The organism is Bradyrhizobium sp. USDA3010 (assembly GCF_056429065.1).
This window is the reverse complement of record NZ_JBWJZD010000006.1, coordinates 216,191-238,524: the sequence shown is the minus strand read 5'-3', so window position 1 is coordinate 238,524 and position 22,334 is coordinate 216,191. Positions and strand designations below refer to the sequence as shown.

The following is a 22,334-nucleotide window of genomic DNA, read 5'->3' as shown; positions in this document are numbered from 1 at the left end:
AGGCCTCCCGATGCGATCCCGGCGCCGATGTCGAGATAAGGCCCGCGCAGCGCTGATTGCGCTCGCCGCGGTCGGATACAGCAGCCATGCGCAGGCGACCGACGAGATCCAGGTCTACAATGCCGGCATCGCGGCGGTCGGCCAGTTCACCATCCAGCAGCATCTCAACTATGTCGGCATCGGCCAGAAGGATCCGCCCTTCCCGGGCGGCTTCCCGTCCAATCACAGCCTCAACGGCACGCCGGAGTTTGCCTATGGCATGACGGATTGGTGGGAGCTCGGGCTCTATCTGCCGTTCGCCGTGCAGGACCGGCAATTCCTGTCCGACGCCTTCAAGCTGCGCACGCTGTTCGTCTCGCCGAACGCCGACAAGCGCAATCTGTTCTACGGCGTCAATTTCGAGCTGAGCTACCAGATGCCGAAATTCGCGCAGACCCGCTGGGGCCTGGAGATCCGGCCGATCATCGGCATGCGCAACGCGGACTATGAATTCATCGTCAACCCGATTGTCGACGTCGGTTTCGGCAAATATGGCGAGGCGGATTTCGCGCCTGCCGCGCGCGTGGCGCGCAAGCTGAAGGACGATGTGTATGTCGGCCTCGAATACTACGCCGATTTCGGCAAGATCGGCGCCTTCAGCCCGCTCGCCGAGCAGCAACACACATTGTTCGCGGTGACCGACTTCAAGGTGGGTGATGTCGACATCGACTTCGGCGTCGGCTACGGCCTCACGCGGGCATCCGACCGGCTCGTGGTCAAGACCATCATCGGATACGCCTTCCCGGTGCCCGGGACCAAGGAGAGCAGCGAGCGCGCCAGCGCGAGCGGCCCCATCAATCCAATGGCGCATCTGTCGGCGCGCAGCACGCCGTATTAGATGAGCTCGACAATCTCAGAAACGGCTCGAAAGTTTATGACCGGTCGTCTGCATTACGGCACCACCGCGAAGCTGCTGCATTGGGTGATCGTCGCCCTGCTGGCGGTGCAATACCCGATCGGCTGGCTGATGCCGGACATTCATCGCGGTCAGGCACCCGGCGCCGCCATGACGTTCCATATTTCCTTCGGCATCGTCATCCTTGCGCTCATCATGCTGCGGTTCATCTGGCGGTTGACGCACCCGGTCGCGCCGGAAAGCTCGCTGCCTGCGTGGCAACGGCTGAGCTCGGAAGCCGTGCACTGGATGCTCTATGTTCTCGTGCTGGCAACGACCATCAGCGGCTGGCTGTTTGCATCGTTTCGCGGCTGGACCGTCTCGTTCTTCTACGTGATGCCGCTGCCGATGCTGGCCTCGGACAATGCCGCGGCCGGCAAGGCGATCGACGGCCTGCATCAGGCTGCAGAATGGTCTCTGCTGGTGCTGATCTGCCTCCACGTCGCGACCGCGCTGGTGCACTTGCTGATCTACCGCGACCGCATCATGCAGCGCATGCTTCCGGGCTAGGCGGCCAGCGCAATTGCGATCAAGCCGGGCTTGCCCGCCCGTTCCATTCTGCGCATGATCGCCGCCAGAACAAGGGAGCACGCCGTGGCCAAATCGCAATGGAGTTTCAAGACCGCCGTCGAACTGTCGGAGGCGCTGCGCAACAAGCTGGTCTCGGCAGTCGAACTCGCGGAAGACGCGATCGGCCGCATCGAGCGCCATGACGGCAAGATCAACGCAGTTTGCGTGCGCGATTTCGAGCGGGGCCTCGCTGCGGCCCGCGCTGCCGATGCCGCGATCGCGCGCGGCGAGCACAGACCGCTGCTCGGCATTCCCATGACGGTGAAGGAATCCTTCAACGTCGCGGGATTGCCGACGACCTGGGGCTTCCCGCCGCAAAAGGACTTCGTGCCGGCGGAAGACGCGCTCTCGATCACGCGGGTAAAGGACGCCGGCGCCGTCATCCTCGGCAAGACCAACGTGCCGGTCGCCCTCGCCGACTGGCAGAGCTACAACGAGATCTACGGCACCACCAACAACCCTTACGACCTCGGCCGCACGCCGGGCGGCTCCTCCGGCGGATCGTCGGCGGCGCTTGCCGCGGGCTACGGCGCATTGTCGCTCGGCTCCGACATCGGCGGCTCGCTGCGCGTGCCAGGATTCCACTGCGGCATCTATGCGCACAAGCCGACCTTCGCGCTGCTGCCGTCGCGTGGTCACACCCCGCCGCCGCTGCCGCCGCTGCCGTTCGATCGCGACCTGTCCGTGATCGGCCCGATGGCGCGCGGCGCGGCCGACCTCGCACTCGTGCTCGACGCGATGGCCGGTCCCGATCCGCTCGAAGCGGGCAAGGCGTACCGGCTGGACCTGCCGGCGGCGCGCCACACCGCCCTGAAGGATTTCCGCGTCCTCGTGATCGACAGCGATCCGGTGCTGCCGACCGACAAGGTGATCCGCGGAAGCATCGACAAGCTCTCGAGCAATCTCGACAAGGCCGGCGCGAAGGTGTCCCGCTCGAGCCCGCTGCTGCCGGACTTCGCCGCGTCGTCGCGGCTTTACATGCGGATCCTGCTGTCGTTCCTTGGGGCGACCTTCCCGCCCGAGGTCTATGCCGGCGCCTGCGCGGCGGCAGCTACGCTGCCGGCCAGCGACACCAGCCTGCAAGCCGAGCGGCTGCGCGGCATCGCGCTCAGCCACCGCGACTGGGTGATCGCCGACGGCGGCCGCGCGCGGCTGCGCGCGCAATGGCGCGAGCTGTTCAAATCGTTCGACGCCGTGATCTGCCCGATCATGCCGACGCCGGCCTATCCGCACGATCATTCGCCCGACCAGGAGCAGCGGCGAATTCTGATCGACGGCGAGCCGCATGTGTATACCGACCAGCTCGCCTGGCCCGGCATCGCCACGCTGCCCGGCCTGCCCTCGACCGCGATCCCGACCGGCTTTGCGCCCGACGGATTGCCGGTCGGCGTGCAGATCGTCGGCCCCATGCTGGAAGACCGCACGCCGCTGAAGCTCGCCGAGCTGATCGAGCGCGAGTTCGGCGGCTTCGTGCCGCCGAAGATGTTCGATGACTAGGTGAGCTGCTGCCGTCATTGCGAGGAGCGCAGCGACGACGCAATCCATATATCAGCGAGCACGGCGATGGATTGCTTCGCTGCGCTCGCAATGACGAACAACAGGGAGAACACCAATGAGCAAGGACCTCGAAGAGCTGACGAAGCTCAACAAGGATTACGTCGACTCGGTTCAGAACTGCGACGTCAAGCGCTTCGATGAAATCCTGGCGCAGGACTTCTACTGCACCAATCCCGACAAGAGCCTGGTCGACCGCGCCGCCTTCCTGAAGCAGACGGCGATTCCGGTGAAGATCAAGGGACTGAAAGCCGAGGACGTCAAGATCCGCATCCTCGGCGATTTCGCCATCATCCACGCCCAAACCAGCTACACCGGCGCGGACGGTGAGCCCGCGCATGGCCGCTACACCGACTGCTGGGCGAGGCAGAACGGGAAATGGCTCGCGGTCTCCGCGCACGTCGCGCGGTGAGGGCGACGTTCGCAGCCTCACCCTCCGCTGTCATGCCCCGCTTCATGCGGGGCATCCAGTACTCCGCGGCCGCAGTTGATTCACACAACTTCCGCCGCGGCGTACTGGGTCGCCCGGTCAAGCCGGGCGACGACGGCCGAAACTTCAACTATCGAACATGATCACGCTGCGCAGCGTCTTGCCGGCTTTCATGTTGGCAAAACCCTCGTTAATCTCGCTGAGCTTCAGCTTGGCCGAGATCCAGTCCTCCAGATGCAGCTTGCCGCGCATGTAGAAGTCGACGAGGCGCGGCATGTCGACGCGGAAGTGGTTGGAGCCCATCGACGAGCCCTGGATGCGGCGCTCGCGCAGGAAGTCGAAGCCGTGCAGCTCGATCTTCTGGCCGAACGGGATCATGCCGACGATGGTCGCGGTGCCGCCCGCCGCCAGCATGGCGAAGGCCTGCTCGGCGGTTTCCTTGCGGCCGAGCACCTCGAAGGAGTGCTGCACGCCACCGCCGGTCAGCTCGCGCACCTGCTGGACCACGTCTCCGCGCGCAGGATCGACGATGTCGGTGGCCCCGAGCTTGGTCGCCAGCTGCAGCTTCGCCGGATTGGTGTCGATCGCGATGATGCGGCCGGCGCCGGCGATCTGCGCGCCGTTGATCGCGGCCATGCCGACGCCGCCGCAGCCGATCACAGCCACGGTCTCGCCCGCGGTCACCTTCGCGGTGTTCACCACGGCGCCATAGCCGGTGATGACGCCGCAGCCGATCAGCGCGGCGAGATCGAGCGGCATCTCCTTCTTGATCTTCACGATCGCGTTCTCGTGCACCAGCATCTGCTCGGCGAAGGACGACAGATTGAGGAACTGGTTGAGCTTCTCCTTCCTGCCCCACGACAGGCGGTTGGAGGCCCCGGGCAGCATCTTCACCGTAGTGTCGGTGCACAGCACGGTGCGGCCGGTGGTGCAATTGTCGCAGGTGCCGCAGAACACCGACAGGCAGGTGACGACGTGATCGCCCGGCTTCACGTAGTTGACGTCTGAGCCGACCTTCTCGACCACGCCGGCCGATTCGTGACCGAGCACCGCCGGCAGCGGATGCGGATAAAGCCCTTCCATGAAGTGCAGGTCGGAATGGCAGAGCCCCGCGACCGCGGTGCGGATCAGGACCTCGCGCGGCCCCGGATTGGGTACGCTGACATCCTCGATCACCAGCGGCTGATTGACTTCATGCAGGACGGCGGCCTTCATCGGGGTCTCCCTTGACGTTCTTGTTTGTTTGAAAAGTGCGCTCGCGCGGCAGCCTACGCTGCGATGAGCAATTCGCCAACCTCGGCCATGCCGACGGCGCGATCGCCGAGCAGGTGCTCGGTCATCCTGCGCTGAACGGTATTTTCCGTAAGCCGGAACGGATCGCCCGGCGTCACGCGGTGATCGACCACCATCCGCGACAGCAGCAGCCGGCGCGCGTCGCCACGCATCTCGTGGATACGCCCGCCCTCCCAAGCCAGCGCTACGGCGCTCGCGACGTGATACAGCAGGCTGGTGGCGCGCCGCGCATCGCCCTCATTGTCGATGCGGCTCGCGACCTCGCGCGCAAATCCGATCGCGCGGTCGCCGAGATCACGCAGCCGGTTGCGCCAGGCCTCGGGCACGTTCGGGCTGTCGTCGAGCCGCGCATGCAGATCGGCGGCGAGCGCATTGTCGGCGCCATGGCGTCCGACCGCGCGCTTCAGCGCATCGATCGCGACGATGTTGCCGGTGCCCTCCCAGATCGAGCCGAGATGCGCATCGCGCAGCAGCCGCGGCGTGACGAATTCCTCAATGTAGCCGATGCCGCCGCGCATCTCCATCGCATCGCCGCAGACCTTGCGGGCGTCGCGGGTGGCGCGGAATTTCAGAGTCGGCGTCAGGATGCGGAGCAGCGCCGCGGCGTCCTGGCTGCCGGCCTCGGCGCGGTCGAGCGCATCGGCGGTCAAAAAGCTCATCGACAGCGCCTGCTCGGTCGGCAGCATGATCTTCATCAGCTGGCGCCGCGCCAGCGGCAGGTCGATGATCCGTTGGCCGAACACCACACGCCCCTTCGCGACCGTGATCGCGTCGTGCCAGGCACGGCGCATCAGCGCGGTCGACTTCACGCCGTTGGAGAGCCGCGACGAGTTCACCATCTCGGCCATCTGCACGAAGCCGCGGTCGAGCTTGCCGACGGCGTACGCGATCGCACCATCGAGCTTGATCTCGCCAGAGGCCATCGAGCGGGTGCCGAGCTTGTCCTTGAGGCGCACAATCCGGTAGTGGTTCTGCGAGCCGTCGTCGAGGAAACGCGGCATCAGGAACAGGCCGACACCTTTGGTGCCCGGCCCCGCGCCCTCGGGGCGCGCCAACAGCATCACCACCTTGGCGTCGGCGTTCGAGCAGAACCACTTCTCGCCATGGAGCCGCCAGTGGTCGCCCTCCTGCACCGCGCGCGTGGTCAGCGTGCCGACGTCGGAGCCGCCTTCTTTTTCGGTCATGAACTGGCCGCCCTGCGTCAGCTTGCTCATGTCGGTTTGCGTCAGGCCGTCGAGATATTTCGCCTTCAACGCCTCGCTGCCGAAATTCGCCAGCAGCTTTGCGCAACCGTCGGTGACGTTGATCGGGCAGCCCATGCCGAATTCGGCCTGGTTGAACAGGAAGGTGAAGGCGTGCTTGGCCACCACGGGATATTTGTCGGGCCAGCCCATGATGCCCTTGCGAATCGACAGCGCGTGAATGCCGAACTCGCCGAACGCGGCCTTCTCGATCTCGCGATAGGCCGGATGATATTCGATTGTTTGCACGTCGCGGCCGAACTTGTCGCGCTGGTGCAGCACCGGCGTATGGCGGTCGGCAAGCCGCGCGCATTCGTCGAGAGCGCCGCCGGCCAATCCGCCGAGCCGATCGAGATGCGGCTCGATGTGGCGGAACAACGCCTCGGGCAGATGCAGCTTCAGAAGATCGGTCAGCGCGGGATCGGCCCGGTAGAAATTCATTCCCGTCGTGTCGGGCGCGAGCAGGCCCGGCTGGCTGGCGGATGGCGTTTTCGGATCCTGCTTGTGCGGCTGCATTGAATTCCCGATTGCGGTGCTCATTTGTTTGGGCACGACTATCCTCCTCCGGCCGAGCAAAGGAAAGCCCAATGGATATTCCGAAGTACAAGATCGCCCTGATCGTCGGCGCCGGCGAGGGCCTCAGCGCCTCGCTGACGCGGCTATTTTCGCGGGAGGGAATTCGCGTCGCGCTGGGCGCGCGCAGCATCGAGAAGCTCGGTGCGCTCTGCACGGAAACCGGCGCGCGCGCCTATGCCTGCGACGCCACCAAGGCGGAAGACGTCGAGCGTCTGTTCGGCTTGGTCGAGCGCGAGATCGGAACACCGGACCTCGTGGTCTATAACGCCTCCGGGCGCTCGCGCGGCCCCTTCGTTGAACTCGTTCCCTCCGAGGTCGAGCAGGCGATCGCAGTCTCAGCGTTCGGCGGTTTCCTGGTCGCGCAGGAAGCGGCGAAGCGCATGCTGCCCAACAAGAAGGGCGCGATCCTGTTCACCGGCGCTTCCGCCAGCGTCAAGGGCTATGCGCAATCGGCGCCGTTCGCGATGGGCAAGTTCGCATTACGCGGGCTGGCGCAGAGCATGGCGCGCGAATTGTCGCCGCAGGGCATCCATGTCGCGCATTTCGTGATCGACGGCGGCATCCGCAGCGCCGCGCGCGCCGAGCCCGCCGACCGCCCGGATTCGATGCTCGATCCCGACGCGATCGCGTTGAGCTACTGGAACGTGCTGCAGCAGCCGCGCAGCGCCTGGAGCTGGGAGCTGGAATTGCGGCCCTGGGTTGAGAAGTTTTGAGATGACGGAGATCATGCAAGCGGCGTAACTTGCGCACCTGGTCCGCCGCATCCGTCATTGCGAGCGGAGCGAAGCAATCCATGCCACCACAAGCGGCGAAATGGATTGCTTCGGCGCAGCGCCTCGCAATGACGGCAACGATTGCCTCCGGAGGAACCATGACCGCTGAAATCAAGATCGAGACCGGCACCGACGAACTGCTCTGCGTGATCCGCGACCGCGTCGCCGTCATCACGCTGAACCGCCCGGATGCCCGCAACTCGCTGTCGGACACGCTGACGCCGGCGCTGCGCACGATGATTCGGACCTGCGGCGAGAATCCCGAGGTCGGCGTGCTGCTCGTCACCGGCGCGGGCAAGGCGTTCTGCGCCGGCGGCAACGTCAAGGGCATGGGCGCCAATCGCGCCCCGAAGAAGCTCGAAATGTCCTATGAGGACAAGGTCGCCGACCTGCAGGAGCGCCAGCGCCTGCTGACCGGTGCGCTGGCCTCGGTCCGCAAGCCGACCATTGCCGCGCTGCCCGGCCCGGCGGTGGGCGCCGGCCTTGCGATCGCGATGGCCTGCGACCTCCGGATCGCGGCGCAATCCGCCTTCATCTCGACCGGCTATCTGCGCGTGGCGCTGAGCGGCGACTACGGCATGGCCTGGCTGCTGACGCGTCTGGTCGGCACCTCGCGCGCCCGCGAGTTGATGTTCACATCGGAAAAGGTCGATGCCGCAAGATGCGAGCAGATCGGCCTCGTCAACCGCGTGGTACCGGACGAGACGCTGCAGGACGAAGCGTTCGCGCTGGCGAAGTCGATGGCCGAAGGCCCGACGCTGGCGCTGCGCTACATGAAGGACAATCTCGACGAGGCGCTGCAGTTCGACTTCGCCACCGCGCGCGACCACGAGGCCGAGCGGCTGATCCGCCTGACCACGACGGCCGATCACAAGGAGGCGGTGCAGGCCTTCATCGAGAAGCGCAAGCCGGTGTTTAGGGGCAATTGAGCGCGTAGCGCCCTTCAAGTCACCTCTCCCCTCGTGGGAGAGGCGAACCAAGCGCGTAGCCCGGACGGAGCGAAGCGAAATCCGGGGCAGACTATCCGCGGCGAAAGCTGATCCCGGATTGCGCTCCGCTTCATCCGGGCTACGGGATCGGAACAATCAAAAAGAAAAGGGCCCGGTTCTGGAGGGGCCAGAACCGGGCCTAGTCAGTCAAACCGCAAGCGAGGACATCGTGGCCGAGCGGGAAGTGGCGGCAAGCCGCCAGCTGGCACAGGGAATGTCTTGCGGTTCGACGTAGATCTCCTTCGCAAAGCGCACCAGCTTCCAATCGCCGGGGCTCGCAGTGAAGGCATAGCCGGACTTGCGGGCGAGACCGATCATCGTCGCGTTGGAACGCAGCGTGTCGCCGAAGATGCGCTCGGCTCCGAAAGACGCCGCGCGGCATTCAAGATTCTTCAGCAGCGCCTTGCCAATGCCGTGGCCCTGCCACCGGTCATCGATCGACAGGCCGAACTCGACGCTCGACGTATCGGCATGGAAGGCGTAGCGGGCTTCGCCGACGATGGTCTCAAATCCATCGACCACCATCGTCGCGACCACCGTGAACCGGTCAGCCTCGCCGACGTGAATGAAACGCTCGAGCTCCATCTTTGGCAGCTCGCTTAATGCACCCAGGAAGCGGTTATAACGGGACGCGGCGGAGAGCGAGCGGATGTAAGCCTGCAGCTCTTCGCGGTCGCGCGGCTCGACGAAGCGCACCTTGATCTCGCTGCCGTTCTTGGCGCGCAGCACATCAGAGTATTGCTTGAGATCGTCGAGATGCAGCGCAGTCATGACACGCTCCTCGGGTGAAGGAATTGGCCGGCGCCCCCCGGTCGAGGCGGCGCCGGCGACGGCGTCCTTGTCAGGCCCGCCAGAACGGCTTGTCGGTCTCGAAAACGATGTCGCTGCGGGACATGCCGATGTCGTGCAGGTCGCGCTCGGTCCACTGCGACAGCTCGCGGCGGCGCTCATAGCGATCCCACCAGACATGCAGCGTGTCGCTGACCTGGTTCAGCAACCCAGGCGTATGATGATTTGTCATCGATTCATGGGTGAAAATGGACATCTGCGGCTCCTATCGGTAACCTGTTGGCGGCAATATCGGAGCTATTCGGCCTGTTCACAAACGACACTTTGTACCGCTTCGCATGAATTAAAGTCATGTATTTGGAGACCATCCTGAGATGACCAGCCGCCTGCCTTCGTTGAACGGCCTGAGGGCGTTCGAGGCCGCCGCGCGGCATATGAGCTTCACGGTCGCGGCGTCCGAATTGAATGTGACGCAGACCGCGATCAGCCATCAGATCCGGCGCCTCGAGGAAGAGCTCGGCGTTCGTCTGTTCGTCCGCCAGAACCGCTCGTTGAGCCTGACGCCGGAGGCCGCCGAATACCTTCCCGGCGTCCGCGCGGCCTTCAATGACCTCAGGCTCGCGACCGACCGCCTGCTGCGCCGGGACGACGATCATGTGCTGACCGTCTCGACGCTGGCATCGCTCGCCGCCAAATGGCTGCTGCCGCGGCTGTCGGCGTTCCAGGAGGCGCATTCCGGCATCGATGTCCGCATCACCACCTCGACCAGCCTGGTCGACTTCCAGCGCGACAAGGTGGACGCGGCGATCCGCTATGGCCGCGGACAATGGGCGGGCCTGCGCGCGGACTGGCTGATGGCGGACGAGCTGTTTCCGGTGTGCAGCCCGTCGCTGCTGGATGGAACCAGGCCGCTGAAATGCCCCGAAGACCTCAGGGACCATGTGCTGCTGCACACCAGCAACGCCAACAGCGACGACTGGCGGCTGTGGCTGACCGCGGCGGGTCTGCCGACCGACATTTCCAAGCAGCCGGGCGTGACCTTCGACCTGCTGTTCGTGACGATCCAAGCCGCGATCGACGGTATCGGCATCGCGATGGGCCGCACCTCCTATGTGCAGGACGACATCGCCAAGGGGCGCCTCGTGGTTCCCTTCAAGATCGCGCTGCCGGCGGACGCCGGCTTCTATCTGGTCACGCCGCAGGGACGCGCCGATTCCCCGAAGCTTTCTGCGTTCCGCTCCTGGCTCGGCGCCGCGGCGCATACGACGGCTTGATGCGGCGCACGCGGCACGAGACTATTGTTCTGACGCGTTTTCTCCACGCGAACCGGTGTCCACTTCGCTCGAAAACGCTCTCAGCAAATTCCCGCCTACGGCTTTTTTCCCATAGCGGCGGCGTGATTTCGGGTTGGTCGCGCCGGACAGCCGTGCCAAATTGCCGCATATGGCAGTTAACTGCCTTGGCCGGCGACACAATTTGCGCCGGCCGTTTTGTCACGGGGAGGAAAGGGCGTTATGTCGCAGTCGAGTTCATCGCAAGTCCCGCAGATCAAGTCGCGTCTCGGCGCCATCCTGCGCGCGACCAGCGGCAATTTCCTCGAGCAATTCGACTTCTTCCTGTTCGGCTTCTATGCGCAGGACATCGCGAAGGCGTTCTTCCCCGCCCAGAATGAGACCGCGGCCCTGCTCAATGCGTATGGCGTGTTCTGGCTCGGCGCGCTGATGCGCCCCGTGGGCGCGATCGTGCTCGGCTCCTACATCGATCGCATCGGCCGCCGCCAGGGCCTGATCGTGACGCTCGCGCTGATGGCACTTGGCACCGTGGTGATTGCGTTCTGTCCGTCCTACGCATCGATCGGCATTGCCGCAACGATCATCGTGCTGATTGGCCGGCTGATCCAGGGCTTCTCCGCCGGCGTCGAACTGGGCGGCGTCTCCGTTTATCTCTCCGAGATCGCGACGCCCGGCAATCGGGGATTCTACACCTCGTTTCAATCCTCGAGCCAGCAGGTCGCCATCTTTGTTGCGGCCGTGATCGGCTTCGTCCTGAGGGAGGCGATTCCGGGCGACACCTTCCTGGATGCGATCGGCGGCGGCGTCGCCAAATGGCGCATCCCGTTCTTCATTGGATGCCTCATCATTCCCGTGATCTTCATGTTGCGGCGTTCGCTCGAGGAAACGCCGGCCTTCCTGGCCATGAAAAAGCATCCGACGGCGAGAGAAGTGTTCGCCTCGGCGATCGAGAACTGGCGCATCGTCATTCTCGGCATGATGATCGCGGTTCTGACCACCACGACGTTCTATTTCATCACGGTGTATGCGCCCGGCTTCGGCAAGGAGCTGCACCTTTCGGCCTCCGGGACGCTGCTGGTGACCCTGCTCGTTGCGATGACGAATTTCATCTGGAATCCGGTCGGCGGTGCGCTGTCCGACCGGATCGGCCGCAAGCCGGTGCTGATCGCGATCGCGAGCCTGTCGTTCGTGACCGCCTACCCGGCACTGTCGTGGCTCTCGCATGAGCCCACGCTCGGGAAGCTGCTGGCCGTGCAGATGATGTTCTCGTTCTATTTTGGCGTCTACAGCGGCACGATGCTGGGATGCCTGGTCGAGATCGTGCCGGCGCATGTCCGCACCACCTGCTTCTCGATCGCGTTCGCGTTGGCGGCGGGCATCTTCGGCACATCGACCCCCTTTGTCGCAACCAAGCTGATCGCGATGACCGGCCAGGACAAGGCCTCGCCTGCCTACTGGCTCATGTTCGGCGCTGTTCTCGGCATCATCGCCGCGCTGATCGTCTATCGTGGCGGCCAGACCATCGAGCAGCGCGAGACGGTCACGGCCTGATATTCCGCATCGCGGCCGGGGATCAGGTATCCGTCCGGCCGTGTTGCTTTCCATGCCAACAACGATAACAAGAGCGCATGGTTGATCTGACACGCAGGTTCGACGTGCTGGTGATCGGCGGCGGTAACGCCGCGCTTTGCGCTGCGATCAGCGCGCGGCGCGCCGGCGCCTCCGTGCTGGTGCTTGAGGGCGCCCCGAAATTCTACCGCGGCGGCAATACCCGCCACACCCGCAACATGCGCTGCGCCCATGACGCGGCGACCGAGATCCTCACCGGCCCCTACACCGAGGAGGAATTCTGGAAGGATTTGCTGCTGGTGACCGGCGGCCAGACCGACGAGGAACTGGCCCGCTTCATGATCCACGAGTCCAAGGACATCCTGAACTGGATCGTCGAACAGGGTGTGCGCTGGCAGCCTTCGCTCGGCGGCACGCTCAGCCTTGGCCGCACCAACTCGTTCTTCCTCGGCGGCGGCCGCGCGATGCTGAACGCGCTCTATCGCACCGCCGAGGAGCTCGGCGTCGACGTCCTCTACGACGCCGAGGTGATCGATCTCAAGATCGAGGACGGCATGTTCCTGTCGGCGCAGCTGAAACAGCCGGTCGGCGGCAAGACCGAGGTGCGCGCCTCGACGCTGGTCGCGGCCGCGGGCGGCTTCGAAGCCAATATCGAGTGGCTGAAGGAATATTGGGGCGAGGCTGCCGACAATTTCCTGATTCGCGGTACGCCCTATAACCGCGGCGCGATCCTGAAGATGCTGCTCGCGAAGGGCGTGCAGGAGATCGGCGATCCGACGCAGTGCCATGCGGTAGCGATCGATGCCCGTGCGCCGAAATTCGATGGCGGCATCATCACCCGCCACGATTCCGTCGTGTTCGGCATCGTCGTCAACAAGCACGCCGAGCGCTTCTACGACGAGGGCGAGGACATCTGGCCGAAGCGCTACGCGATCTGGGGCCGCCTGGTCGCCGCGCAGCCGGACCAGATCGCCTACATCATCTTCGATTCGACCGTCGTGACGAGCTTCATGCCGACGCTGTTTCCGCCGATCGCGGGCGCAACGATCGCCGAGCTCGCCGGCAAGCTCGAGCTCGATGCGTCAGCGCTGGAAAAGACCATCACCGATTTCAACGCCGCGGTGCAGCCCGGCACGTTCGACCACACCATCCTCGACGACTGCGCTACCCAAGGCATCACGCCGGCGAAGACGCATTGGGCGCGCAGGATCGAGACGCCGCCCTATCTCGCCTATCCGGTGCGGCCGGGCATCACTTTCACCTATCTCGGCACTCGCGTGAACAAGCAGTCGCGGATGCTGATGAAGGACGGCAAGCCGTCGGCCAACATGTTCGCCGCCGGCGAGATCATGGCCGGCAACGTGCTCGGCAAGGGGTACGCCGCCGGCATCGGCATGACCATCGGCAGCGTGTTCGGCCGCGTCGCCGGGCGGGAAGCGGCGAAGAATGCGCGGAACTGAGGACGGGACTGGCGCGATGCACGGGACGAGGATCTTGCAGGAAGCCGACCGTCTGATGACGGTGTGCAATTCCTGCCGCTATTGCGAGGGCCTGTGCGCGGTGTTTCCCGCGATGGAGATGCGCCGTGCCTTCTCCGACGGCGACCTCAACTATCTCGCCAATCTGTGCCATGCCTGCGGCGCCTGCTACACCGACTGCCAGTTCTCGCCGCCGCACGAGTTCAACGTCAATGTCCCGAAGACGCTGGCGATGGCACGCGCGGAATCCTATGCCGCCTATGCCTGGCCGCGCGCATTTGCCGGCGCGTTTGCACGCAACGGCCTCGTCATCAGCCTGATCGCCGCGCTCAGCGTCGCCGCGTTCATCTTCGGCTTCGCCGCGATCAACGACCGCGGCGTGCTTTATGGCATCCACACCGGCCCCGGCGCGTTCTACAAGCTGATGCCGCATAATGCGATGGCGCTGCTGTTCGGCGCCGCCCTGCTCTATGCGATGCTCGCGCTGGTGATGGGCGTGCGCGCATTCTGGCGCGCGATCGGCGAGCCCATCGGCATGAAAACGGACGCGAAGTCGCTGTTGCAGGCGGTCCGCGACGCCGGCGAGCTACGCTATCTCGATGGCGGCGGTGTCGGCTGCTTCAACGAGGACGACCACCCGACCGACCGCCGCAAGCTGTATCACCACTTCACCTTCTATGGCTTCGTGCTGTGCTTCGCCGCGACCTGCGTCGGCACGCTGTACCACTATCTGCTGGCGCGCGAAGCGCCCTATGCGTGGTGGGACCTGCCGGTCGTGCTCGGCACGCTCGGCGGCATCGGCCTCGTGGTCGGCCCGATCGGGCTCTTGTCGGAGAAATGGAAGCGCGACCGCGTGCTGGTCGACGAGCAGCAGATGGGCATGGACACCGCGTTCATCCTGATGCTGTTCCTGACCAGCGTCACCGGCCTTGCCTTGCTGCTGTGGCGCGAGAGCGCCGCGATGGGCCCGCTGCTGGCGCTGCATCTCGGCGTGGTGTTCGCGCTGTTCATCACCATGCCCTACGGAAAATTCGTGCACGGCATCTACCGCTTCGTCGCGCTGGTGCGCTACGCGCGCGAACGGCAGATGATGGCTGAATGAGTAAGGATGTAGGGTTGGGTTAGCGAAGCGTAACCCACCGACTTCGTGCCGCGCAGAAGATGGTGGGTTACGCCTTCCGCCTTCGCTCGTTGAGCTACGGCGGACGTAGTCGGCTAACCCACCCTACGGGACCTCCCGCGTGGCGCCAGCGCGGCGGATATTACAAATCCACCACCACGTAGTCGCTTTCCACCGCGACCTTGATGGTCTCGGCGACATACGGCCCCTTCACCACATTGGTGCCCGGCTCGACGCTGACCGGATAGGCGCGCACGCGGAAGCGGCGCGGGTCGCAATAGGACTGGCCGGTGCGGATATCGAACTCCCAGCCGTGCCAGGGACAGCGCAGGATCTCACCGAGCTTGGTGTATTCGATCTCGCCGGGGTCCGACGACGAGGCGAGCCCGATCAGCGGCCCCTCGCACAGCGCCGCGCCCTGATGCGGGCAGCGGTTCAGCAGGCCGAAGAACTCGCCCTTGACGTTGAAGACGGCGATCGGCCGCCCGTCGATCTCGAGGAATTTTCGCGACCCCGGCGGCAGCTCGTCCACCGGGGCGATCACGTGACGCGTCATCTATGAGATACCGTACAGCTGCTTCGCATTGTCGAGATAGAATGCCTGGCGGTTGGCGTCGCTGACGCCGGCCGGCAGCACGCGCGACGGCTCGTCGTAATCCCAGTGCGGGTAGTCGGTCGCGAACAACAGCTTGTCCCAACCGATCCACTCGATGGTCTGGAACAGATGGTCGCGGCTCTCCGGATCCTCCATCGGCTGCGTCGTCCACCAGATGTGATCGCGGATATATTCCGACGGCTTGCGCTTCAGATGCGGCACCTCGGCGTGCAGCCGCGCAAACACCTTGTCGAGCCGCCACGCCAGCGAGGGCGCCCAGCCGAACCCGGCCTCAACCATCACCATCTTCAGTTTCGGGAAACGCTCGAACACGCCCTCGAGCACCAGGCTCGCCAGCGCGGTCTGCTGGCATTGCGAATGCCCGACCATCTCCTCGATGTAATAGCTCGGCCAGCCCGACGCGGTGATCGGGTTGCCGCCGAAGCCGAAGGCATGCACGCCGATCGGAAGGCCGGCCTCCTGGGCTGCTTCATAGATCGGCCAGTAACGGCGCTGGCCGAGCGGCTCGACATTGCGGCTCAGCAGCAGCACCTGGACGAAATTCCTATCGCCTGCGCGCCTGCGGATTTCGGCCGCGGCCGACACGCCGTCCTCGTTGGCGACGACGACCGAGCCCTTCAGGCGGGAGTCCTTGCTGGTCCATTTCTCGATCTGCCAGTCGTTGATCGCCGCGCAGATCGCGGACGCGAGATCCTGGTTGCGGATGCCCTGCCCGGTGTTGAGCGGGTTGAGCACGCCGAGCGCGACATTGTTGGGATCGAGATGCTGCTTCTGCATGAAGGACAGCGACGAGCCCTGCGGGCCGCCTTCCGGCGGATAGGCATCGCGGCGCGAGGCATTGGGCTGCGCCTTCGGATAGGGCGGGCCTTCCATCATGCCCTGATAGGGATGGACGCCGAAGGTTTCGAGATGGCTGTGCCAGCGCTTGGCCAGATAAGGATGCAGCTCGTCCTTGGTCGCGCGCGCCGGATGGATGTCGCAATCGGCGATCGCGGTCTTGATGCCAGCTGACGCAGCCGCGTCGGGACGTTCCCGAATCTGGATGTTCATGGCGTCGTCTCCTTCACCTGCAAGCGCGGATAGGTCGCGTGCGGATTGTCGATCATGATCTTGCGGACCAGATCCTGCGACAACCCCTTCGGCAGCACCTCGTCACCGTCGAACTGCCAATGCGGATAGTCGGTCGAGAATAGGATCAATTCGTCCGACTGCATATGGTCGAACAGCCGGTTCAGGGTGTCGCCGTCCGGCGGCGCGTCGACCGGCTGCAGCGAGAAGCGGATGTTGCTGCGCACAATCTCCAGCGGCGCGCGGTCGACCCACGGCGTCTCCATGCGCACGCCGCGCCAGAACTTGTGCAGCCGCCACAGGAACGGCGGCAGCCAGGTGAAGCCGGACTCCAGCATCACCATTTTCAGGTTCGGATGGCGCGCGAACACGCCCTCGACGATCAGGCTGGTGAGCTGGGTCTGGAACGCCTGCGCCTGCGCGACATAGTCCTCGATATGATAGGAGCCCCAGCCGACCGAGGTCGGCGGGTTGTGATAGTTGCTGCCGGCATGGATGCCGATCGGCAGGCCGAGCCGTTCGGCCGCGGCGTAGATCGGCCAATAATGACGTTTGCCGAGCGGCATGTCGCCCATCACGAGCATCAGCACCTGCACGAAGCGCTTGTCCTGCGCACAGCGCTCGATTTCGGCGACCGCCTTCTCGATGCTCGGCACGGGGATCACGATCGAGCCGCGCAGGCGATCGTCCTTGTCGAGCCATTCCTTGACCAGCCAGTCGTTCAGCGCGCGGCAGAAGGCATCGGCCATGTCCTCGGAGAACACCATCTGCACGCCATAGAGCGGATTGCAGATGCCGGTGGCGGTGCCGAACCGGTCGAGCGCCTGGCGCTGCATGTCGGCGAGGCTCGAACCCGGCTTGCCCTGGGCGGGACGCCAGTCCGGCCGCGAGGCGATCGGCGAATTGGTCGGATAGGATTGCGAGATCAGGTCGGTCATGCCGCGCGTCGTCACCTGGTCGCGCCAGTAGTCGTTCATATACGGCAGCAAGCTGGTGAGGTGAGGCACGGCGGGATGCAGATCGCAATCCACGCCACCCGCGATCGGCAACGTCATGGTGTTTCCTCCGGCGCACGCTCTCACAACAACTTGTCGGGCGCCGCTTGGTTGTTGTCCGATATTCAATCAGGCCGGGCTGCGGTCCGCAACTCGGCAGGGGCCGGTGTGGTGTGCTAGGAAGGCAGAACGCCCTACAGGATTTTCATGGCAAGCAACGAGAAAGAGCGCCGATGAACGCACTCATATCCATCGCCGAGCAGGTCGCCGCGAAGCTGATCGCGAACAAGCAGACGATTGCGGTCGCGGAATCCTCCACCGGCGGACTGATCTCGGCATCGCTGCTCGCCGTGCCCGGCGCATCGGCCTATTTCCTCGGCGGCGGCGTGATCTACACCCGCGATGCACGGCGCGCGCTGATGGACATCTCCGACGATGCCATGCGCGGCCTCCGCTCGTCGTCGGAACCCTACGCGCAATTGCTGGCGCGCCAGATCCGCGAGCGCCTCTCGACCGATTGGGGATTGTCGGAAACCGGCGCCGCCGGCCCGACCGGCAACCGCTACGGCGATGCCGCCGGCCACAGCTGCATGGCGGTCGCAGGTCCCCAGCAACAGGTGATCACGCTGGAGACCGCCAGCGGCGACCGGCAGGCCAACATGCGGGCGTTCGCGAAGGCGGCGCTGGAGCTGCTGTTGAAGAATCTGTGATTGCCCCCGGTGTCGTCCCGGGCAAGCGAAGCGCGACCCAGGACCCATAACCACAACTGCCGGCGTTAAAAAACGCTGGGGCCACAGCCGTGCGCAGCAATGATCGACGGTGGTTATGGGTCCCTGCTTTCGCAGGGACGACATGGGAAGGAGCTTGCAATCTAGCGAAGAGCAGTAGCCCGGATGAAGCGAAGCGCAATCCGGGGCAGCTGCATCCGCCGCATGACCGTCCCCGGATTTCGCGCAGCCTGTCATCGGGCGCGCGTTCGCGCGACCCGTTGGCTTCATCCGGGCTACGAGAGCTTCTGCGAGAACTCACTTCTCGCGGAACGAGCGCATGAACTGGTCGCTCAGCGGCTTCATCAGGTACGACATCATGGTGCGGTCGCCGGTCTGGACGAAGGCTTCCACCGGCATGCCGGGGATGATCTTCACCTCGCTGCCGAGGCGCGCGACTTCTTCGGGCGGCATCGAGACGCGGATCGTGTAATAGCTCTGCCCGGTGCGCTGGTCGGTGTTGACGTCGGCGGAGACGCGGGTGACGACGCCGTTCAGCTCCGGCGTGGTGCGCTGGTTGAAGGCGGAGAGCCGCAGCACGGTCTTCTGTCCGACCTGGAGCTTGTCGATGTCCTGCGGATTGACCTTGGCCTCGACCGACAAATCATCGGCCCTCGGCACGATCATCATGATGGCATCGCCCGCGGTGACGACGCCGCCGACCGTGTGGACGGTCGATTGCAGCACCACGCCGTCCTGCGGCGCACGGATGTCGATGCGGCGGAGCTGGTCTTCGGCGGTGACCTTGCGCTCGACGAACTCGCCGATCTTGTCGTTGGCCTCGCGCAGGTCCTTCGAGACCTCCGAGAGCATGTCCTTGTCGACCTGGATGATCTGCAGCTCGGTCTCGGTGATCTTGCCCTTGGCCTGGGCGCGCGACGCAATGTACTGCGCGCGCTCGCCGGAGAGCCGCGCCGCGTCGCGCTCCAGCGTGGTGAGGCGGGTGAGCTGCACCAGATGCTGCTCATAGAGCTGGCGGACGCCGACCAGCTCCTGCTGCACCAGCGCGATCTCCTTGTCCTTGGAGGTTTCCTGCGCCTGCAGGCCGGCGATTTCCTCGTTGAGCTGGGTGACGCGTTCGCGCAGCTGCGCCTTCTGGCCGGCGCGGCCGTTGACGCGGACCTCGAACAGCTTGGTTTCGTTCGCCATGATATCGCGGACGTCGGGATCCCTCGCCTGCTCGGTGAGCTGCGGCGGATACGCGATCTTGTCGAGGCCCTGCTGCTCGGCCTGGAGCCGGGCCGCACGCGCATAGAGACCGTTCAGCGTCTTGACCACGATCGCAAGGCTCGCCTTCACGACGGTCTCGTCGAGACGCACGACGACGTCGCCCGCCTTGACCGTGTCGCCGTCGCGCGCCAGGATTTCGCCGACGACGCCGCCGGTCGGATGCTGCACCTTCTTGACGTTGGTATCGACCACCACCGAGCCCGGCGCGATCAGCGCGCCCGAGATCGGCACCGTCGCGGCCCAGCCACCGACGCCGCCGCCCAGCACCAGGACCACGACGAGGCCGACCACGAGGTGCTTTTTGATCGAAGCATGTGCGTTGCGCGGCTGATCGGTCATGCGGTCGCTCATGACTTGGTCGCCCCCGCGTCGGCGACGATCTTGATCGGCGTGGGCGCCGGCGGCGCGACGCGCTGCAGCACCTGCGCGAGCACGGTCTCCTTCGGCCCGAAGGTCTGCATGCGGCCGTCCTTGAGCACCAGCAGCTGGTCGACGCCCTCGATGCCGATCGGCCGGTGTGCGACCACGATGACGACGGCGCCGCGCTCGCGGGCGCCACGCACCGCGCGGGTCAGCGCCTCGTCGCCTTCGCTGTCGAGATTGGAGTTCGGCTCGTCCAGCACAATCAGGAACGGATTGCCGTAGAGCGCGCGCGCCAGCGCGACGCGCTGCGCTTGACCGGCGGAAAGCGCAGTGCCCTGCTCGCCGACCTGGGTGTCGTAGCCCTCGCGCATCTTGATGATCATCTCATGCACGCCGGCCTCCTTGGCCGCCGCGATGATAGCGTCGGACTTGGCGTCGGGATCGAACCTGCAGATGTTCTGCGCGACCGTGCCGGCGAACAGTTCGACGTCCTGCGGCAAATAGCCGACATGGCGGCCCAGTTGGTCCGACGACCACTGATCCAGCGCGGCACCGTCGAGCCGTACCTTGCCGCGCGCCGGCACCCAGACGCCGACCAGCGCCCGGATCAGCGACGACTTGCCGGACCCGCTCGGGCCGATCACGCCGACGCCGCTGCCGGCTTCGACGGCGAAGGTGACATCCTGCACGATGGGGCGCTGGTCGCCCGGCGCAACCATGGTCACCGCCTCGACCGACAGCTTCTTCTGCGGCGCCTGCAGCAGCGTCTGCTCCGGCCGCGCCGGAATCTGCTGCAGCAGGCGGTTGAGACGCTGCCAGCTCTGCCGCGCGGTGACGAAGCCCTTCCAATGCGCGATCGCGAGATCGACCGGCGCCAGCGCCCGCGCGCTCAGGATCGAGCCGGCGATGATGATGCCGCCGGTGGCCTCCTGGTGGATCACGAGATAGGCACCAACCGCGAGCACGGCCGACTGCAGCATCATGCGCAGCACCTTGGCGACCGCACCGAGCCCTCCGCTCACGTCGCTCGCACGCTGGTTGCCGGACAGATATTCCTCGTTGGCTTCGTTCCAGCGCTTGTTCATCCGCCCGGCCATGCCCATCGCCACGAGCACTTCGGCGTTGCGGCGACTGGAGGCGGCGAGATCGTTGCGCCGCGCCGCGAGCGACATCGCTTCCCTGGCCGGCGTGCGCGACATGTATTCGGTGATCAGCGTCAGCGTCACCAGGATGACGGCGCCGACCAGCGCCGTGACGCCGAGCAACCAATGGAATGCGAAGCAGATCAGCATGTAGAACGGCAGCCAGGGCAGGTCGAAGAACGCCCCGGGCCCCATGCTGCCGAGAAAGGAACGCACATTGTCGAGGTCGCGCAGCGGCTGCAGGCCCTCGCTGCGGTTGCCGGCCATCAGCGGCAGCCGCACGATGGTGTCGAACACCCGCGCATTGAGCGCTTCGTCGAGCGAGGTGCCGACGCGGCCGAGGATCCGTCCACGCAGCAAATCGAGCACGCCCTGGGCCATGTAGAGGACCGCGGCAATGACGACGAGGCCGACCAGGGTCGGAACGCTGCGGCTCGGCAGCACGCGGTCGTAGACTTGCAGCATGAACATCGAACCTGTCAGATACAGCAGGTTGATCATGCAGCTGATAAGGCCAACGCCGATGAAGGCACTGCGGCATGCGCGCAGCGCCTCAGCCAGTTCGGAACGCCGGACAGCGGGCGCGACTGCCATAAAAACCGATCTCTGCAAATCAAAAGAGTTACGTGATCACCACGTTGTACAGACGTTTGCGACCACCGTCCATTTCAAGTCGCGCCAACCAAAGCATGGTTCGCGGCCTATTTTTGTGATGCCACAGACAGTTGAAGGAATAATTAGCGTTGATCGGCCGCGGAACCCGGGCTCGAGGCGGGTGCGCTTCTTGGAAAGGGCACGAGAATGACCGACATCGAGACCCGGCCGATCTCGCCATCCACGTCGAGCAATACCCCGCTGCCGACGCCGAGCCCGGCCTCCGGGCGCCAGCGGGCCTCGGCGCGAACGCCGATCCACGCGCCACGCGGTGGCCGGAACAGTTGCACCGCAAGGTTCGGATTGGGGTCGGCCACCACATTCTGCACCGGGCGCGCGATGCCGTGGGTCCAGTCGGCCGGACCGAGCACGCGCGCCAGCGGGCCGGCATCCGCAGTCACGCTATGATGCATGCGAAACCAGGCGACATCGCCACCGGCACGGGCTTCCATCGCGTCCATGAACCAGCTGCGGCCATGGACCGCGTGCGGGCTGTGCAACGGAAAGACCGTGGGATCCACCGGGTTGGCTGCGCTGCTGTGAAAACCGGGGACCTCGACCGCACGTTCGCGCGACAGCGTCACGCGCACCGTCGCACAGGGCTGCTCCTCGCCGGCCGGCCACAGGGTGTTGTCGACGACGCTGACCCGGCCGCCCTCGGTCACGACGGCGACTTGCGTGCGCAATTCCGCCATCGGCGTCGGCCGCAGGAACCAGGCCGACGCCGATATCGCGGTACCCCAGTTGCGCGGACCTGCCATCGCCTCGACCTCGGCGGTCAAGAGGCTTGCGACCGCTCCGCCCTGGAGGCCTGCGAACGGCCCCGCCGCCAGCGCGGCCGGCTTCCAGTGATGCGGCGTGGCGAGCGGTTCGAAGATAGCCAAGGCGGAT

Annotated in this window: 21 protein-coding genes; 11 read left to right on the top strand and 10 right to left on the bottom strand. The window is 65.3% G+C overall.

Annotated elements, in window-relative coordinates; genetic code table 11:
• Positions 1 to 10: 10 nt before the first annotated feature.
• From AC066Y_RS12745 to AC066Y_RS12730, 4 genes are all read left to right on the top strand, one after another.
• Complete coding sequence (locus AC066Y_RS12745; RefSeq protein WP_478274163.1) at positions 11 to 877, top strand: hypothetical protein; 867 nt, start codon at positions 11 to 13, stop codon at positions 875 to 877.
• A 36-nt stretch (positions 878 to 913) separates the two neighbouring features.
• Positions 914 to 1,444: a cytochrome b gene (locus AC066Y_RS12740; RefSeq protein ID WP_176528696.1), complete on the top strand. Its 531-nt coding sequence runs from the start codon at positions 914 to 916 to the stop codon at positions 1,442 to 1,444.
• Between the two features lie 84 nt (positions 1,445 to 1,528).
• Positions 1,529 to 3,001, top strand: a complete 1,473-nt coding sequence (locus AC066Y_RS12735; RefSeq protein ID WP_478274162.1) for an amidase — start codon at positions 1,529 to 1,531, stop codon at positions 2,999 to 3,001.
• A gap of 115 nt (positions 3,002 to 3,116) precedes the next feature.
• Positions 3,117 to 3,470 carry a nuclear transport factor 2 family protein gene (locus tag AC066Y_RS12730; protein WP_212311766.1) on the top strand — a complete coding sequence of 118 codons (354 nt, stop codon included), beginning with the start codon at positions 3,117 to 3,119 and terminating at the stop codon, positions 3,468 to 3,470.
• A gap of 144 nt (positions 3,471 to 3,614) precedes the next feature.
• On the opposite strand, the gene AC066Y_RS12725 is transcribed toward AC066Y_RS12730, so the two are convergent.
• Both AC066Y_RS12725 and AC066Y_RS12720 read right to left on the bottom strand, forming a co-directional pair.
• Positions 3,615 to 4,703: a Zn-dependent alcohol dehydrogenase gene (locus tag AC066Y_RS12725; RefSeq protein ID WP_176528693.1), complete on the bottom strand. Its 1,089-nt coding sequence runs from the start codon at positions 4,701 to 4,703 to the stop codon at positions 3,615 to 3,617.
• A 53-nt stretch (positions 4,704 to 4,756) separates the two neighbouring features.
• On the bottom strand, positions 4,757 to 6,538 hold the full coding sequence (locus tag AC066Y_RS12720) for an acyl-CoA dehydrogenase family protein (RefSeq protein ID WP_478274238.1): 1,782 nt from the start codon (positions 6,536 to 6,538) through the stop codon (positions 4,757 to 4,759).
• A gap of 71 nt (positions 6,539 to 6,609) precedes the next feature.
• Here AC066Y_RS12720 and AC066Y_RS12715 point away from each other — a divergent pair, with 71 nt between their 5' ends.
• Both AC066Y_RS12715 and AC066Y_RS12710 read left to right on the top strand, forming a co-directional pair.
• Entirely contained in the window at positions 6,610 to 7,311 is a 702-nt protein-coding gene (locus AC066Y_RS12715) for an SDR family NAD(P)-dependent oxidoreductase (RefSeq protein WP_176528692.1), read from the top strand.
• A 158-nt stretch (positions 7,312 to 7,469) separates the two neighbouring features.
• On the top strand, positions 7,470 to 8,300 hold the full coding sequence (locus AC066Y_RS12710; RefSeq protein WP_478274161.1) for an enoyl-CoA hydratase: 831 nt from the start codon (positions 7,470 to 7,472) through the stop codon (positions 8,298 to 8,300).
• A gap of 207 nt (positions 8,301 to 8,507) precedes the next feature.
• Here the strand turns inward: AC066Y_RS12710 and AC066Y_RS12705 are convergent, their stop codons facing one another.
• Positions 8,508 to 9,131: an N-acetyltransferase family protein gene (locus AC066Y_RS12705; RefSeq protein ID WP_478274160.1), complete on the bottom strand. Its 624-nt coding sequence runs from the start codon at positions 9,129 to 9,131 to the stop codon at positions 8,508 to 8,510.
• Between the two features lie 70 nt (positions 9,132 to 9,201).
• Positions 9,202 to 9,405, bottom strand: coding sequence for a DUF1127 domain-containing protein (locus AC066Y_RS12700; protein ID WP_298373485.1), 204 nt, complete (start codon positions 9,403 to 9,405; stop codon positions 9,202 to 9,204).
• A 118-nt stretch (positions 9,406 to 9,523) separates the two neighbouring features.
• Between AC066Y_RS12700 and AC066Y_RS12695 the strand changes: the two genes are divergently transcribed.
• The 4 genes from AC066Y_RS12695 (at position 9,524) to tcuB (ending at position 14,590) form a co-directional block, all read left to right on the top strand.
• Positions 9,524 to 10,423, top strand: coding sequence for a transcriptional regulator GcvA (locus AC066Y_RS12695; protein ID WP_478274159.1), 900 nt, complete (start codon positions 9,524 to 9,526; stop codon positions 10,421 to 10,423).
• A 240-nt stretch (positions 10,424 to 10,663) separates the two neighbouring features.
• Entirely contained in the window at positions 10,664 to 11,992 is a 1,329-nt protein-coding gene (gene tcuC, locus AC066Y_RS12690) for a tricarballylate/proton symporter TcuC (RefSeq protein ID WP_478274158.1), read from the top strand.
• Positions 11,993 to 12,069: 77 nt separating this feature from the next.
• Positions 12,070 to 13,470, top strand: a complete 1,401-nt coding sequence (tcuA, locus tag AC066Y_RS12685) for an FAD-dependent tricarballylate dehydrogenase TcuA (RefSeq protein WP_478274157.1) — start codon at positions 12,070 to 12,072, stop codon at positions 13,468 to 13,470.
• Positions 13,471 to 13,486: 16 nt separating this feature from the next.
• Positions 13,487 to 14,590 (top strand): tricarballylate utilization 4Fe-4S protein TcuB, encoded by a 1,104-nt coding sequence (tcuB, locus tag AC066Y_RS12680; protein WP_478274156.1) that lies wholly within the window; start codon positions 13,487 to 13,489, stop codon positions 14,588 to 14,590.
• Between the two features lie 160 nt (positions 14,591 to 14,750).
• On the opposite strand, the gene AC066Y_RS12675 is transcribed toward tcuB, so the two are convergent.
• The 3 genes from AC066Y_RS12675 to AC066Y_RS12665 are packed head-to-tail and all read right to left on the bottom strand — an operon-like array spanning position 14,751 to position 17,347.
• Complete coding sequence (locus AC066Y_RS12675; protein ID WP_076832577.1) at positions 14,751 to 15,164, bottom strand: Rieske (2Fe-2S) protein; 414 nt, start codon at positions 15,162 to 15,164, stop codon at positions 14,751 to 14,753.
• The gene (locus AC066Y_RS12670; protein WP_478274155.1) at positions 15,165 to 16,274 is read right to left on the bottom strand and encodes an amidohydrolase family protein; all 1,110 of its coding nucleotides are present in this window, start codon (positions 16,272 to 16,274) and stop codon (positions 15,165 to 15,167) included.
• Complete coding sequence (locus AC066Y_RS12665; RefSeq protein WP_478274154.1) at positions 16,271 to 17,347, bottom strand: amidohydrolase family protein; 1,077 nt, start codon at positions 17,345 to 17,347, stop codon at positions 16,271 to 16,273. Before AC066Y_RS12665 ends, AC066Y_RS12670 begins: the two co-directional genes overlap by 4 nt.
• A gap of 173 nt (positions 17,348 to 17,520) precedes the next feature.
• On the opposite strand from AC066Y_RS12665, the gene AC066Y_RS12660 reads away from it, so the two are divergent.
• On the top strand, positions 17,521 to 17,997 hold the full coding sequence (locus AC066Y_RS12660) for a CinA family protein (RefSeq protein WP_478274153.1): 477 nt from the start codon (positions 17,521 to 17,523) through the stop codon (positions 17,995 to 17,997).
• 315 nt (positions 17,998 to 18,312) lie between these two features.
• On the opposite strand, the gene AC066Y_RS12655 is transcribed toward AC066Y_RS12660, so the two are convergent.
• The 3 genes from AC066Y_RS12655 to AC066Y_RS12645 form a co-directional block, all read right to left on the bottom strand.
• A complete protein-coding gene (locus AC066Y_RS12655; RefSeq protein WP_478274152.1) occupies positions 18,313 to 19,635 on the bottom strand; it encodes an HlyD family type I secretion periplasmic adaptor subunit in 1,323 nt (440 codons plus the stop codon).
• Positions 19,632 to 21,383 carry a type I secretion system permease/ATPase gene (locus tag AC066Y_RS12650; protein ID WP_478274151.1) on the bottom strand — a complete coding sequence of 584 codons (1,752 nt, stop codon included), beginning with the start codon at positions 21,381 to 21,383 and terminating at the stop codon, positions 19,632 to 19,634. Before AC066Y_RS12650 ends, AC066Y_RS12655 begins: the two co-directional genes overlap by 4 nt.
• Positions 21,384 to 21,526: 143 nt before the next feature.
• Complete coding sequence (locus AC066Y_RS12645; RefSeq protein WP_478274150.1) at positions 21,527 to 22,327, bottom strand: acyl-CoA thioesterase domain-containing protein; 801 nt, start codon at positions 22,325 to 22,327, stop codon at positions 21,527 to 21,529.
• Between the last annotated feature and the right edge of the window lie 7 nt (positions 22,328 to 22,334).